Source organism: uncultured Tateyamaria sp. (genome assembly GCF_947494755.1).
Taxonomy (GTDB): Bacteria; Pseudomonadota; Alphaproteobacteria; order Rhodobacterales; family Rhodobacteraceae; genus Tateyamaria.
In genome coordinates this window covers 37,687-52,875 of sequence record NZ_CANLVZ010000016.1, presented here as the reverse complement: position 1 = coordinate 52,875, position 15,189 = coordinate 37,687, and the positions used below count along the sequence as shown (strand labels likewise).

Below are 15,189 nucleotides of genomic sequence, written 5' to 3'. Positions count from 1 at the left end.
AGACGATAATGCCTTGGCTGTGGTTCATGAACCCGGTGCGCTTTGCCTCAAGCCATCCACCAGACTTTGCAAAGTCAGCTTTCTACGCACCGCTCACGTTCGTCATCAACGCGAAAATGACGACAGTCCACCCCGTCCCAACACCCAAACTCAAACCACTCAACCCTAAAACTGGAACCGGATTTGCCCCGTAATCCCGAGGCTGTCGATATCGTCTCCGAACCGCGCATCCACCCGCAGGGCGGCGTTCAGTTGCCGTGATCCGGCGGCCTTGCTCGGTTCGAGCAGGCGGACATAGTTGATCCCTGCGCTGACTTCCGTGTACTGCCCCACATTCGCAATCGTGAGGTCCCGCACCGCGCCCGCTGCGGACACGAACTGTGCCTCCCGGTCGTCGGCAAAGTCGTTGTAGAATGTGGCCGTCCCGAAATAGCTCAACACGCTGATCTCGTCGGGCAGGACCCGCGACTTGGCAAGGGTGGCGCTGGCAAAGCCGATCCGGCTTTTGCTGTCATCGACGGTCAGATCGCCCGTGCTGCCCAGGTTGATTGTGTCCGTCTCGTTGTTGGTAAAGGAAAAGCCCGCCGAGGACACAAAGGTCAGCCCCGGCGTGTTGCCCACGGGCCAGGAATAGCCCAATGCGCCCGACAGGGTGTGGCCCCGGTTTTCGTATTCCTCGTCGTTCAAATCAAAGCCCGCCCCGGCCGCCACAGCCGTGTTGGTTGAGGTGAAATCGGTCAGCTCATAGCGGTATTGCAGATCGGCAAAGAACCGGCCCCGCGCGGCCGTCGCATAAACGCCTGCATAGCGTTGCAGGATGTCTGTTTCGGTGACGCTCAGCAGGGTGCTGGTGGGCAGGCCGGTGTTCAGGTCAACATCAAAGACGTTGTTGACCGTGGTGCCCTGGTTCACGCCCAGCAACCCGCCAAAGGCCAGATCCCAACCGCCATAGGCACCGCCGAAGCAGGCGAAATCGCCACCCACCTGCAAACCGCCATAGTTCAGCTCAACCGGCGATGTACCACTTGCACCTGTCGTTTCATCGACAAAGGACCCTTCGGCATCCGCGTTCCCGCCCGTCAGGCGCGACCAGACACCCGGACCGCAAGGGTCCGTCTCCTTGTCGCCCGCAATATCGCTGACAAAGGGGCTCGTGGGTCGGTTGATGATCGCATCGACCAGGGTCTGGGTCAGGCCGACCGTCACCGCAAGGTTCGCAATCCCTGTGTTCACCCGGCTTTGTAATTGAATCGCGCCGGCCCCGGTGTCGGTCACGAAGTACTCAAAGGCCGCTGTTTCAGGCAGTCCGGAGACGCTGCTGAAGCTCAGCGCGTTCGTGGTGCCATAGGTGAACAGATCGATATTGCCGATATTGCCCGCCTCACCGATGGAGTTGAACCGCAGCGCAGCCGTACCGCTCAGCGCGCCGGCAACAGCGATCGTATCGCCAGCGGTGGACCCGGTGGTGACATCCGCATCCAGCACCACAGTGCCGTTGATATTCGCATTGCCCGACACGTTCAGCTGCGTGGTCGGGTCGTCATCGCTCAGATCAATGGTGCCGCCCGAACCGGACAGGTTGCCGGCGATGGTGCCGCCAGTGCCGGTCGCGGTCAACGTGCCGTTGTTGACGACATTGCCGGTCACCTGGCCAAGCAGGCTGACAGTGCCGCCCGCGCTATTGGTCAGATCGCTCACCAACGTCCCGGACGAGGCGATGGTCAACGACCCGCCACTCTCGTTGGTGAAATCGTTGGTGGGGGCGTTGTTCAAGGTCCCGCCCGAGATCCCGAAACGGCCCGCGTTCGTGATGGCATTCGTCACCGTGGTGTTGCCGGCGCTGTTGACGATCCCACCCGCGTTGGCGTCCAGCGTGTCGATGGTCCCGCCCGAAAAATTCAGCGTGCCGGTGTTGGTGAACAGACCTGCCACAGTGCCGGTGACGTTGGCCGTACCGCTTGTGTTGGTGACAGCATCATTGGCGGTGCCGAACACGTTCAGGGTGCCGCCCGCATTGGTCACGGTCGAGGCCAGCGCGCCCGCAGACTGGATCGACAGGGTGCCGCCGTTGATCTGTGTCCCGCCTGCAGTCACGGTCAGGGTGCCCGTGTTCACATCGACCGTACCGCCATTCACGGTCAGGCCATTGTCGATAGTGCCATCGCCGGTGAAATCGGTGTCGCCCCCGGCATTGTTGATCAGCGTGGCAGCACGCCCACCGTTGATATCAAGGTTGCCTGCGTTGGTTAGCGTTCCGGTCACGATCCCGGTGGTGGTGCCGGCGCCCGTGCCGGTCAGGGTCACGCCTTCCGGGCCATCGGCCTGGTTGGTCAGATTGCCATCAAGGGTGCCGGTGACAGCCAGGGTACCGCCATCCTGGTTGGTGACCGTGCCAGTACCCGTCGCACCCGCCTGCAAGGTCGCGCCCGAAGCGACAGTCAGCGTGCCACCATTGGCGTTGGTGGTGGCACCGGTCACGGTGAAAGTGCCGGTGTCGACATCAAGCTGATTGTTGTTGGTAAAGGCACCCGTCACGGTCTGGGTGGCAATTGTATCCAGATCCGCATTGTTGCTGACATTGCCGGAAAACAGCACATTGCCATCCAGATCATTGGTGCCGTCAAAGGTGGCGTCATCCTCAATCGTGATGGTCGCGGAGGAGATGGTGAGGGCATTCGTACCATCTGTGTCGATATCGCCGTCCGTGCTAAAGCCACTGGTGGTCAATGTCCCCGGCCCGGTCAGGCCGGTCACATCCAGCGTCCCACCGTTTTGGTTGGTGAAGCTGCCGCCGATGGTCTCGCTCTCGTCAATGGCAAAGGTGCCCGCGTTCTCGACATTGGCAAGCGTGCCACCGTTGAAGTTGAACGTGCCCCCGTTGATATCGGTCAGGCCGCCCACCGACCCGGCATTCATGTTGATGGTGCCTGCGGACTGGGTGACGGTGGTGGTGATGGTGCCGGTATTGGTGGCGGTGCCGCCATTGTTGGTCAGGCTCGCGATGGTGCCCGAGTTCGAGAACGTACCGGTGTTTGTCGTCGCGCCTGCGGAGCCCGTGTTGGTGAACTGACCGGTATTGTTCAGCGTGCCGTTCAGCGTGCCCGCGTTCGTGGACAGCGCCGTACTGTTGTTCACGACATTGCCGGTGATGTTGCCGGTCGCTGTCATCGTGGCTCCGGTGGCGATATCGATACCGCCGGTCGCCGTCAGGGTCTGGCCGCCATTGATGGTCAGCGTGCCCACATCAATGTCGGTGGCACCGGTCACGGTGCTGCTACCGTCTACCGTCGTGCTCACGCCCGTGCCGTTCTGCGTCAGGCTGGCAACTGTGCCTCCGCCCAAGGTCACGATGCCTGCGGTGTTCGTGACAGCGCCCACCGTGCCCGCATCGACGTCCAGTGTACCGCCGCCATTGACCGTCACGGTCGAACCGACGCTGAAGCCCCCTGCCCCGGTTCCGGTGACCTGCACGGTGCCGTTGTCGATTGTGGTCGCGTTGGTGACGACGCCCGTGCCCGAATTGATGACGGTGCCGCCATCAACATCAAGTGCATCAATGGTCCCGGTATTGGTGAATTGCCCGCCGGTATTGGTGAGCGTACCGCTGATTGTGCCAGCGTTCGAACTGGCATTGGCCAAAGCACTTGCATTGGTGACATTGCCGGTGATCGTGCCCGTGCCGTTGATGGTCAGTTGACCGGCGGATGCGATGTCCACATTCCCCGTCGCCAACAAAGTCACACCGCTGTTCACGGTTAGCGTGCCTACATCGATGTCGGTCGCACCAACCACTGTGGTGTTGCCATCGACCGTGGCGCTCACGCCGGCGCCGTTCTGCGTCAGGCTCGCCACGCTGCCGCCGCCCAATTCGACCGCGCCGTTCGAGTTGGTGATCGCGCCGGTGGTGCCGCCGTTTTGATCGAATGTGCCGCCGGTGACTGATACCGTCCCGGAGATGATGCCGGTGTTCGTGGTTTCGCCTGCCGAGTTGGTCAGCGAGGCCAGCGTGCCGGTATTGGTCAGCGTGCCCGAGTTCGTCGTGGCCCCCGCCGCTCCGGAATTCGAGAAGACGCCGGTATTGTTCAGCGTGCCGTTCAGCGTGCCCGCGTTCGTGGACAGCGCCGTACTGTTGTTCACGACATTGCCGGTGATATTGCCGGTCGCTGTCATCGTGGCTCCGGTGGCGATATCGATACCGCCGGTCGCCGTCAGGGTCTGGCCGCTGTTGATGGTCAGCGTGCCTTCGTCGATATCGGTCGCGCCGGTCACTGTGGTGCTGGCGTCTACGACAGTGGTGGTCGAGGCGTTGGTGTTCTGGGTCAGGCTGGCGACGGTGCCGCCGCCCAATTCGACCGCCCCATTCGAGTTGGTGATCGCGCCGGTGGTGCCACCGTTCTGATCGAACGTGCCGCCGGTGACCGACACCGTCCCCGAGATGATGTTGGTGTTCGTGGTCTCTCCGGCTGAATTGATCAGTGAGGCCAGCGTGCCGGTATTGGTCAATGTGCCCGAGTTCGTGGTGGCCCCGGCCGAACCGGAATTCGAGAAGACGCCGGTATTGTTCAGCGTGCCATTCAATGTGCCTGCGCTCGACGACAAGCCAGTGCTGTTGTTCACCACGTTGCCGGTGATGTTGCCGGTGGCTGTTATCGTGGCTCCGGTGGCGATATCGATACCGCCGGTCGCGGTCAGAGTCTGGCCGCCATTGATGGTCAATGTGCCCACGTCGATGTCGGTCGCGCCGGTCACGGTGCTGTTACCATCGACCGTCGTGCTCACGCCCGCGCCGTTCTGCGTCAGGCTGGCAACTGTGCCTCCGCCCAAGGTCACGATGCCAGCGGTGTTCGTGACGGCGCCGACGCTGCCCGCATCGACGTCCAGTGTACCGCCGCCATTGACCGTCACGGTCGAACCGACGCTGAAGCCCCCGGCCCCGGTTCCGGTGACCTGCACCGTGCCGTTGTCGATTGTGGTCGCGTTGGTGACGACGCCCGTGCCCGAATTGATGACGGTGCCGCCATCAACATCAAGTGCATCAATGGTCCCGGTATTGGTGAATTGCCCGCCGGTATTGGTGAGCGTGCCGCTGATTGTGCCAGCGTTCGAACTGGCATTGGCCAAAGCACTTGCATTGGTGACATTGCCGGTGATCGTGCCCGTGCCGTTGATGGTCAGTTGACCGGCGGATGCGATGTCCACATCGTTTGACGCGGTCAGGGTCTGGCCGGCGTTGACGGTCATCGTACCATCGTCGATCTGGATGAGCCCCGAGACGCTGGCGGTGTCGTCCACCACGACCGAACCTGCCCCGCCCGAAGTCAGAGTACCCGTGATCGCGCCTCCCAATTGGACTGCGCCGACCGAATTGACGTTGCCGATGGCCGTGCCGTCGATGTCCAGCGTGCCCGATGCGCCCACATCGAAATCATCATCCGTGTTGCCGCCCGTGTCCGCCGTGACGGTCACGCCGCTGTCGATCTGGAACTCTCCGCCGGTGACGCTGATTTGGCCGGTCGTTGACAGGGCCGCAGTGGCATTGGCCTGCCCGCCGGTCACACCAAGCGTGCCCGTGATCGCTCCGCTCAGATCCGAAGCGGTGGCGGCGGTGGTGACATTCGCGGTGATGGTCCCGCTCGACGTCATATTGGTGACACCGCTCGTCACATCCAGCGTGCTGTTCGTGCCGGTGATGGTCAACGCGCCCGTGTTCGAGAACGTGCCCGCCGACAAGGTGACATCACTGTTGATCGCAGCAGTGCCGGTCACGCTGGTCGAGCCGCCTGCCGCGCTCTGGGAATAGGCCGACAGGGTGGACTGCGCGAGGGTCACGGTGCCGCCCGAGTTCACGACCGTGCCGCTGATCTGCCCGCCGCCACTCACGCTCAACGACCCGCCCGCACCGATGGTGACGGTGCCCGTCGCGGTCAACGTGCCCCCGGTCACGACGTTCAGCACACCAGCGGTGTTGACGTCCACATTGTTTACAGTCGGCACGGCGACATCCACCACGGCTGGCGGCGCGACATCGATCAGGACATCCTCGCCCGGCACCGGAACCAGATCGCCATCCCAGTTGGTGCCCGTATTCCAGTCCGAGTCGGTATCGCCATCCCAGGTCACAGTCTGCGCAAAGGCCGCTGGTGCCACAAACACCACCGTGCTCAGCAACATCGCGCGCATGCAACGCAGTCGGAAATGACCTTGAGAGACGTTCATGGAGGTAAGTCCCGGGAATTAAATTAATTCCGCGCAGTCAAGCACGTCACGCCGCCTTGGGCAAATCTTTGCCGCCCCGATCAGGGCGAAAACACCATAGCTGTGGCCTTTAGGCACAGACGCGCACGTATAAAGAGCACCAACGCGCAGGGCTAGTGGGTCTATCCGACATAACACCCAAATATAGAAAGGGCTTGCAGGAATCACCAAAGCACGTAAAACATTTACGCCAAGAACAGAATAAAACGCCTTTAAGCGTAACTCACGCTGGCCAATCGATGCGATGCGCCGAAAATCAAGGCCCGGAGAACGGCAATAAGGCACCAAATGCGGGGCAAACCCGCAGCAGGCAGGTGACGACCCCGGTCGTACCAAAAGAACAGGCAGGACGCGAGATGCAAGATCTCTCGGCGCGAATTGACACTCTGGTGGGGGCACATGCCGCCAAACTGTCCGAGCGGCTTCAGGCGCATCGGGAACAATTGTTTCCGCCCGACGCGCAGCGGACATTGCGGACCTTCACCTCAGGCGAGGTGGCAGACCTGCTCGGGGTCAAGGACGCTTACTTGCGCAAACTCCACCTTGACGGGCGCGGACCCGAACCGGAAATCCGGGCCGGGGGGCGGCGCCACTACACGCCCGACGACATTCAATCGCTGCGGCACATGCTCGAACAGGGCGCGAAATCGCCTGGTACCTACCTGCCTGGACGGCGCGGGGATGACGGGCTGCAAGTGATCACAGTGATCAACTTCAAGGGCGGGTCGGGCAAGACGACAACGGCCGCGCATCTCAGTCAGAAACTCGCGCTCGATGGATACCGGGTACTGGCGATTGACCTAGATCCGCAGGCATCGTTTTCGGCGCTGCACGGGTTCCAGCCGGAATTCGACCTGCTGGACGGGGGCACGATCTACGACGCGATCCGCTATGACGATCCGGTGCCGCTGCGCGACCTGATCCGGAAAACCTACTTTACCAATCTCGACATCGTGCCGGGCAATCTGGACCTGATGGAGTTCGAACACGAAACGCCCCGCGCCCTCGCGCAGCGGGACGGCGCGATGTTTTTCACCCGTGTAGGGACTGCTTTGGGCGAAGTGCAACAGGATTATGACGTGGTCATTATCGACTGCCCGCCGCAGCTTGGGTTCCTCACGATGTCCGCGCTTTCGGCGGCCACGGCAGTGCTGGTCACGGTCCATCCGCAAATGCTCGACGTGATGTCGATGTGCCAATTCCTGTTGATGACCTCGAACCTGCTTGGGGTCGTGGCGGATGCGGGGGGCGACATGAGTTACGATTGGCTGCGCTACGTGGTGACGCGCTACGAACCTGGAGACGGGCCACAAAACCAGATGGTCAGCTTCATGCGCTCCATGTTTGGCGATCACGTGCTCAATCACACCGTGTTGAAATCGACCGCGATCTCGGATGCGGGGATCACAAAACAGACTCTATACGAGGTCGAAAAGGGTCAATTCACCCGTGCGACCTATGACCGGGCAATGGAATCCATCAACGCGGTCAATGGCGAAATCGAAGGGCTCATTCAGACGGCATGGGGGCGGCATGGCACGTAAAAACCTGCTTCAGGGGCTGATGGAGGGCGGCGATACCCCCGCCTCGGATCCTGCCAAAACCAAACCCGGACAGCGGCCCCTCAAAGGGGCCATTGGGGCGGTCAGCCAGTCGATCGAAGCGCTCAAAGCGCGTTCTTTGCTTGATTTAGACCCACATGCCATCGACGCAGGCGGTCTTCAGGACCGGCTCGAAAGCGATGACGCCGAAGACAGCGCGTTGCTGGCCTCGATCCGCGACTACGGACAGCAAGTGCCGGTGCTCGTGCGCCCCCACCCCGAGGTCGAAGGGCGGTTTCAGATCGTCTATGGGCGACGCCGGGTTCTGGCGATGCGCGATCTGGGTCAAACGGTCAAGGCGCTGGTACGTGAATTGGACGACACGGCCCTTGTCATGGCACAGGGCCAGGAAAACACCGCCCGGCGGGGTCTCAGCTTTATTGAAAAGGCGAACTTTGCGGCTCAAATGCGCGATGCAGACTATGATCGCAAAGCCATGTGCGACGCGCTCAGCATCGACAAAACGGTTGTGTCGCGGATGCTTGCGATTGTGGATCGCATCGGAGCGGATCTGATCCATCTGATCGGTGCCGCCCCTGCGGTGGGGCGGGATCGGTGGGTGCAACTGGCCACCCTGATCGAAGCGCATGATCTGGACACAACAACGCTTGCAGATGTGGTGCATGTGCAAGGCGGGGATACTGACAGCAATGATCGCTTCGAGGCGACGCTGAAAGAGGCGCATCGCGCTGCCACCGGTGCTGGCGCGGCTCCGATATCTGTCTCTAAAAAGGCAAAGTCCGGGCCCGGCACCCGCGCATCCGTTACAAGTTCCACCACCGGCACCGTGATCGCCACGGTCCTGTCCAAGGACGATAAAGTCACCCTCACATTCCCCCGTGAGGGCAGCGGCGGCTTTGAGGACTGGCTGACGGACAACCTTGACCAAATTCACCAGAGCTGGGCCGCCCGCGGCAAATCCTCTGATGAATAACCCCGAGCAGAACATCAAAACAACAGGAGGCACAGACAGGCACTAAAACGAACAAAGCCCCCCAGATCATATAACGACCCGAGAGGCTTCGATTTGGTTCTAGCACCCCGAATCTAACCCCCACACGAGTCGGCTGTCAACAACACCTGGCGGGTGAACGTGATTTTTTTGTCTTGTGAACAGCGATGGAACGACTTTCAACGACGCCCTTTGGGCAGCGGCCCGTGACGGCTGGCCTTTTGCAGGCCGCCGCGCGGATGGCTGACACCCCTGCCCTGCCCCATGTCGACAAATGGCAGATCCTGCGGGAACTTTGCGTGGCCCGCACCGCATTTGGTGTAACGGACCGAGAACTAGGCGTGCTCGAAGGGCTGCTGAGCTTTCATCCCGAACAGATGCTTGGTGGAAACGCCGACACCGTCGTGTTCCCCTCCAACCGGGCCTTGGGCGAACGCTGTCACGGCATGGCAGAAAGCACGCTGCGCCGTCATTTGGCCCGTCTGGTGGATGCCGGTCTGATCCTGAGGCACGACAGCCCAAACGGCAAACGCTACGCCGCGCGCGATCACGATGGAACGTTGCTGCGCGCCTTCGGCTTTGATTTGCGCCCGCTTCTGGTGCGCAGCGCCGAGATCGCGCAGGCCGCCCAAGCCGCCCGCGCCGCCACAGCCCGCCTGAAGGCGCTCCGCGAGAAAGTGTCACTGAACAAGCGAGATGCCCAGAAACTTGCCGCCTACGGGGCCGAGCAAGGCTATCCCGGCCCATGGGATGCGATCTTGCTCGAACTGCTGGACCTGTCGCGCCTCCTGCGTCGCCGGCTGTCTGCGGACGAACTTGATGGAGCCGGTGAATGTGCCTCCAAACTCCTGCAACAGACCCTAATATGGCTCAACAAAGCAGAAAATATGAGCGGCAAAGACAATCAGTCTGAGCGGCAGTATCAGAATTCAAATACAGATTCTTCTGTTTTTGAACATTGCTCTGAAAAGAGCATGGAAGCGGGTGTGCCATCACCCTCTCATCCGGAGTCGTCCGGATCAAGTGTGGATGAGGGTGAAGGGAGCCTGAACATCCCTCTCCCCCTGGTCCTGCGCGCCCTGCCCGAGGCGCTGGCCTACGCCCAGGAACCCGTCACAAGGTTCAGCGATCTGGCAAGACTAGGCGCATTCCTACGCGGCATGATCGGGATCAGCCCCTCAGCCTGGCAAGACGCCGTGGACACAATGGGCCCCGACATTGCCGGGATCGCCGTCTGCTGCCTCGTTGAGCGCATTGACGACATCCGATCACCCGGTGGATACATCCGATCCCTGACCCGTGAGGCGGCCGAGGGTCGTTTTTCGATCGCGCGGTTGATCATGGCGCTGATCCAGCGGCCTGCAACGCGCAGGGGCGCGGAAAATTGACAGCTGTCAACTCGCCGACCGGGGTGAAATGGGATGCCGAAGTTGACAGCTGTCAACACCTGCAAAATGGGCGAAAACTTGACGCAGCGAAACCGAAGCCGCACAGTGCGCGCAATGAGCAGCAGAGGGCTGTCGCGCGGGTCCCAAAACGACCGGGACGTGACGTCAAAGCCACAAAAGAGAGCAAAGACAGATGATCACGGGTCTGCATATTTCACCTGATTTCAGGGTGGCGCGGCAGATGGTGCGGGGCGGGTCGCATGTCTGACGACGATGATGATCGCACCGTCTTTGGTCAGGCGCTGCCGACACCCACTGCCCCACAACCGCGCGCTCGATTAACGTCCGATACACAAAACGATGATGAGCGCACGATTCTGGCACGTCGCCCGGTCGATCCCGGTGTCTCTCAGGCGGGTCAAGTGCCGCTGGCCGAGATGCTGCAACTCAAGACGCGGCGCACCGGCCTTGCGTCAAACGCGATCATGGCCGCAGCGGCTGACCTGCTGGAATTGCTGGGCCTGCTGCGCACGGGCCTGGTGGAGATGCAGTCAGAACCCCTGCACGCCCACCTGAGACGGCGGCTGGTCCGCTTTGATCAGGATGCGCGGGCCATGAACGTGCGGGTGCAGGACATCGCGGACGCCCGCTATGCGCTGGCCGCGACGTGTGATGACATTGCCCAGAACCTGCCGGGCACCGAACCGGGCTTTTGGCGGCAGAACAGCCTGACGGTGAAGTTCTTTGATGATCCCAATCCCGGCGTCGGTTTTTTCACCAGATTGCACCGACTGTCGGCCAATCCCGGGCGGCACGGCGCGGTTCTGGAGCTGATGCTGGCCTGTCTGGCCCTTGGGTTTGAGGGGCAATATCGCAAGGCACCGGATGGTATGGTGGCCTTGGTCAACCTGAGGAAAGACATCTATCAGCGCGTGCGCAGCACCCTGCCCCGCCCGCGTCCCGCGCTGTCATCCACGGTTGCGCCTGTGGTGCTGTTGGGACGCCGCCGTCATGCCGATATGCCGCTGTGGATCATCGCGGGCGTTGGGGCTGGCATGGTTGTGTCGCTTTATGTTGCGCTGGCATGGACGCTGACGCAGGAGGCGCAGGCGGCCCAAGCGACGATCCTTGGGCTGCATGACCCGAATGATCCGATTGCGATTGAGCGTATCGCGGTGCCCGAGATTGCCCCCATGCCGACGGCCGAGCCCGCGCCCGAGGTAGAGCCGGAGCCTGCCTCCGAACCGGATAACGCGATTGTCTTGTACGAAGCCCCGCCGACCGGTCAGGTGGACCGCGTGCGCGCCCGGTTGCAGGTCGAGATTGATGCCGGGCTGACCACGGTCACCGAAGAGGGCGATTTCGTAGCCATCCGCCTTGGTCCCGCGCTGCAATTCGGGGCAGGTGCGGCGAACCTGACGAGCGAAAACCCCATCATTGTGCGGATCGCGGAAGTGTTGGAACAGGAACGCGGCGACATCATCGTGGAAGGTCACAGCGATAACATTCCGCTAAGTGGGCGCGGGCGTTACAAAACCAACGAGGAATTGTCAGAGGCGCGCGCGGCGACCGTGCGCGATGTGCTGGCCCAATATCTGTCTGAGCCCGAGCGATTGTCGGTGGTTGGGGCAGGTGCGGCCAAACCGCTGGATCGCGCCAACACGCCTGCGGCACGGGCCCGCAACCGGCGCGTGGATATCCTGCTGCTCAAGGAACAGCGGCTGTGACAGTGGTGCGCGCGGTTTTTGCTGTTCTGACCTATCTGGTTGGTGCGGTGGCGCTGGCGGCGTCGATCTGGGTGGGGTTACCCCTGCTTGGCAATGATGTGCTGGCCTTGCCCGAGGTGCGTGCGGCGCTGATTGGGGCGATTTTGCTGAGCCTGTTGCTGGTCGCCTTGTTGCGCCATCGGGCGCGACGCAAATCGGCCCAAGCCCTTGAGCGTAGTCTTGTTGACCCCCAAGCGGGCGATGGTGCGATCCTGGCGGAACGCATGCAAGGCGCTGTGGCCAGGCTGAAAGAGGCGGGTGGGGCGACCGCACTTTATGATTTGCCGTGGTATGTTCTGATTGGTCCGCCCGGAGCGGGCAAGACCACCGCGTTGGTCCATTCCGGCCTTGATTTTCCGGACACGGATCCGGGGGCTGTGGCCGGGTTTGGTGGCACGCGCAACTGCGATTTCTGGTTTGCGCGCGACGCTGTGCTTGTGGATACTGCGGGTCGCTACACGACGCAGGACAGTGATGCGATCGCTGATCGCGCCAGTTGGGCCGCCTTTCTGGAGCATCTGAAAACCGCGCGCCCGGATCAGCCCATCAATGGCGTTATTCTGGCCTTGTCCTGCGCGGATTTGTTGACAGCCGACGACGCGACCCTGCGCGGTCATGCTGACACGGTGCGGGCGCGTCTTGCGGAGGTTCACAGCACCCTGCGGACCCATGTGCCCGTCTATGTGATGTTCACCAAGGCCGACATGATTGCCGGGTTCCGCCAGTATTTTGGCGCCTTTGACGAGTTGCGCCGCCGGAGTGTCTGGGGTGTCACGTTCCAGACCCGCGACCGTGCGCATGAGACGTGGCGCACGGCATCGGCCGAATATGCCCGTCTTGTGCGTCGTCTGTCTGATGAAGTGACCGACCGCATGGCCGAGGAATTGGACAGCGCGACCCGCATCGCCATCTTCGGATTTCCGGCTCAGATGGCGCTGTTAGAGACCAAAGTAACCGACTTTTTGCAAGGCGTGTTCGAGAATGCCAGCGCCAACAAGGCGATCCTGCGCGGGTTCTATTTCACGTCCGGCACGCAGGAAGGCACGCCGATTGATCAGGTCCTTGGTGCGCGCGCCGGGGCAGGGGGCTTGCAGCCCTCATTCATGTCGGGGCGGGGCCGCAGCTATTTCCTGCATGATCTGCTCAAGAAAGTGATTTTTGCCGAGCGGGATTGGGTGGGCTATGACCGCGCCCGGATGCTGCGCCGGACCCTGTTTCGCGGCTTTGCCAAGACCGTGATTGTCACGGCCAGCGTGGTGGCGATGGCGGCCTTTGGCTACAGTTTCTGGAAGAACGCGTCGCTGGTACGCGAGGCTGATGCGCAGGCCAGTGCCTATGCCACCCGCGCGGCCCCGTTGTTGACGGCCCGCTATGTCGAGAATGCCGCCACCCGTCCGCTGTTGCCCGCTTTGGCCGCCGTTCGTGTCATCCCGGCGGGGTACGCCGATCCGCGCCCGCAAAGCCGGTTTGAACAGTTGGGTCTGTCGCGTCGTGCCACCTTGCGCGGGGCGGCGGTGGATGCCTATTCCGACAGTCTTGAGCGCCTTTTGCGTCCGCGCATGATGCTGCTGGCCGAGCGTCGTCTGGGCCAGGCCTTGATCAATGCGGATCATGCGGCGGCTTATCGTGCCCTCAAGGTGTATATCCTGCTCGCCAAGGAACAGGATGGCCGGGACGATGATCTGGCGATCCAGAGTTTCTTTGCCGAGGCGTGGAGCCGTGAATATGCCGTGTCCGGCTCGGATACCGAGTACCGTGCGATCAATGCCCATCTGTCCGCGATGCTGGCGTTGGATGATCGCGTGTCGCCGCCCATCAAGCCGAACAAGGCGCTGGTGGATCGCGCCCGGTTGGAGTTGTCCGGTCTGCCCTTGTCTGTGCAGGTGATGTCCGCGATTGAGGCTGAGGCGGGTGTGTTGTCGGCCTGGTCCCTGGCGGAGGCGTTGCCCGATCCGTCCGCTGTGCGGCTGGTGGATGGTCGTGATCCGGCGACCTTGGTTGTGCCGGGTCTGTTCACTTTTGAGGGCTATTGGAGCGCGTTTCAGCAGGCTTTGGTGGCTGCACCAACCTATGTCGAGGCGGATGCGTGGGTGTTGGCCCGTGGCCCTGCCTCCGCTGCGGAGCGGGGGGCATTGGTGGCGGATGTCCATGCCCTTTATGCGGCGCGGTTCGAGGCGGTGTGGTCCGAGATGCTGGCCCGGATTGATGGCGCGAGTGCGATATCTGTCGCCCCGTCGTTGGCCCGCGTGGTGGCGGTGCAGACCCAGTTGAGCGCGGTGTTGGATTCTGATCCTGTGACGGGTGGGGACTCTAGTGCATTGAAAAATATACAGGATTTGTGGGGAGATGTGGGTGTAGGTGAGTTGCGTCGGCGCGCGGAGGCGGTACAGCGACCGTTTGCCCCGTGGTTTGCGGCGGTGCGGGAGCAGGGTGGGGCGAGCCCTGTGGACCTTGTGGTGCGTGATGTGGCGGGGTTGGCGTCTGATCCGGCCCGCTGGCCCGTTGTGGCCGCGCGTGCGACGGCGATGCCCGCGCCCATCCGGCGGATGGTGGCGGATGTGGGCTTGGGCGCGGCGCAGGCGGCTTTGCGGGCGGATGTGACGGGTGTGTGCCGTGCGCGCATTGCGCCGTTCTATCCTTTTGGCGGCCCGATTGAGGCGCCGCTGCCGGTTGTCGATTTTGCCGCCTTCTTTGGGTATGGCGGGCATGTGGATCGCTATTGGGCGACCTATGCGGGGCAGGGGGATATCGCCCTGCCGATGTCGGATATGGCCCGCCGTGACTTTGATGCGGTGGCGCAGCTGCGCCGCGCCGTGTTCCCCGATGGGTCTGCGGTGCCTGACACCACTTTGAGCCTGCGCATAGGCGGGGTGAGTGCCGATGTCGTGTCGATCGACGTTGATCTGGGCAATGGCGCGCAGCGGCTGGTGTCGGGTGGGCCGGGGATTGCGGTGCAATGGCCGTCGGACCTGCGAGGCATGCGCTGGACTGTCAACGCGGGCGAGGCCAATGCCGCCGAGCTGGAGTTGAAAGGCGGTGCCTGGGCCATCGTGGAAGCGCTGCGCACGGGCAGCGACGTCCAAATCAGCGGGGCAGGCGCCGACGTCACCCATACCGTCGGTCCCCATGCGTTCCGCATGATGCTGAGCACGCCGGAAGGGGCGGGGCCGCCGCCGTTCGTCGGGCCGATATGGTCTGATTTCACGTGCCCGGACACGCTGGAATAG

Annotated in this window: 6 protein-coding genes; 5 read left to right on the top strand and 1 reads right to left on the bottom strand. The window is 62.3% G+C overall.

The genetic code is table 11. From position 1 onward, the window contains the following. Nucleotides 1–165: 165 nt before the first annotated feature. Complete coding sequence (locus tag Q0908_RS17230; RefSeq protein ID WP_299287437.1) at nucleotides 166–6,216, bottom strand: hypothetical protein; 6,051 nt, start codon at nucleotides 6,214–6,216, stop codon at nucleotides 166–168. Nucleotides 6,217–6,611: 395 nt separating this feature from the next. Between Q0908_RS17230 and repA the strand changes: the two genes are divergently transcribed. From repA to tssM, 5 genes are all read left to right on the top strand, one after another. Continuing rightward, nucleotides 6,612–7,799, top strand: a complete 1,188-nt coding sequence (gene repA, locus Q0908_RS17225; RefSeq protein ID WP_299154047.1) for a plasmid partitioning protein RepA — start codon at nucleotides 6,612–6,614, stop codon at nucleotides 7,797–7,799. Continuing rightward, nucleotides 7,789–8,790, top strand: a complete 1,002-nt coding sequence (repB, locus tag Q0908_RS17220) for a plasmid partitioning protein RepB (protein WP_299287433.1) — start codon at nucleotides 7,789–7,791, stop codon at nucleotides 8,788–8,790. The genes repA and repB overlap by 11 nt, the downstream gene beginning before the upstream one ends. Before the next feature lie 185 nt (nucleotides 8,791–8,975). Then, a complete protein-coding gene (gene repC, locus Q0908_RS17215) occupies nucleotides 8,976–10,196 on the top strand; it encodes a plasmid replication protein RepC (RefSeq protein ID WP_299287430.1) in 1,221 nt (406 codons plus the stop codon). Nucleotides 10,197–10,456: 260 nt separating this feature from the next. Then, nucleotides 10,457–11,923, top strand: coding sequence for a type IVB secretion system protein IcmH/DotU (icmH, locus tag Q0908_RS17210; protein ID WP_299287428.1), 1,467 nt, complete (start codon nucleotides 10,457–10,459; stop codon nucleotides 11,921–11,923). Next, nucleotides 11,920–15,189, top strand: a complete 3,270-nt coding sequence (gene tssM, locus Q0908_RS17205) for a type VI secretion system membrane subunit TssM (protein WP_299287427.1) — start codon at nucleotides 11,920–11,922, stop codon at nucleotides 15,187–15,189. The genes icmH and tssM overlap by 4 nt, the downstream gene beginning before the upstream one ends.

Excerpts from the sequence above, each read along its gene's own strand:
- repA (WP_299154047.1), top strand. The coding sequence starts at position 6,612 with ATGCAAGATCTCTCGGCGCGAATTGACACTCTGGTGGGGGCACATGCC.
- Q0908_RS17230 (WP_299287437.1), bottom strand. The coding sequence starts at position 6,216 with ATGAACGTCTCTCAAGGTCATTTCCGACTGCGTTGCATGCGCGCGATG.
- repC (WP_299287430.1), top strand. The coding sequence starts at position 8,976 with ATGGAACGACTTTCAACGACGCCCTTTGGGCAGCGGCCCGTGACGGCT.
- repB (WP_299287433.1), top strand. The coding sequence starts at position 7,789 with ATGGCACGTAAAAACCTGCTTCAGGGGCTGATGGAGGGCGGCGATACC.
- icmH (WP_299287428.1), top strand. The coding sequence starts at position 10,457 with ATGTCTGACGACGATGATGATCGCACCGTCTTTGGTCAGGCGCTGCCG.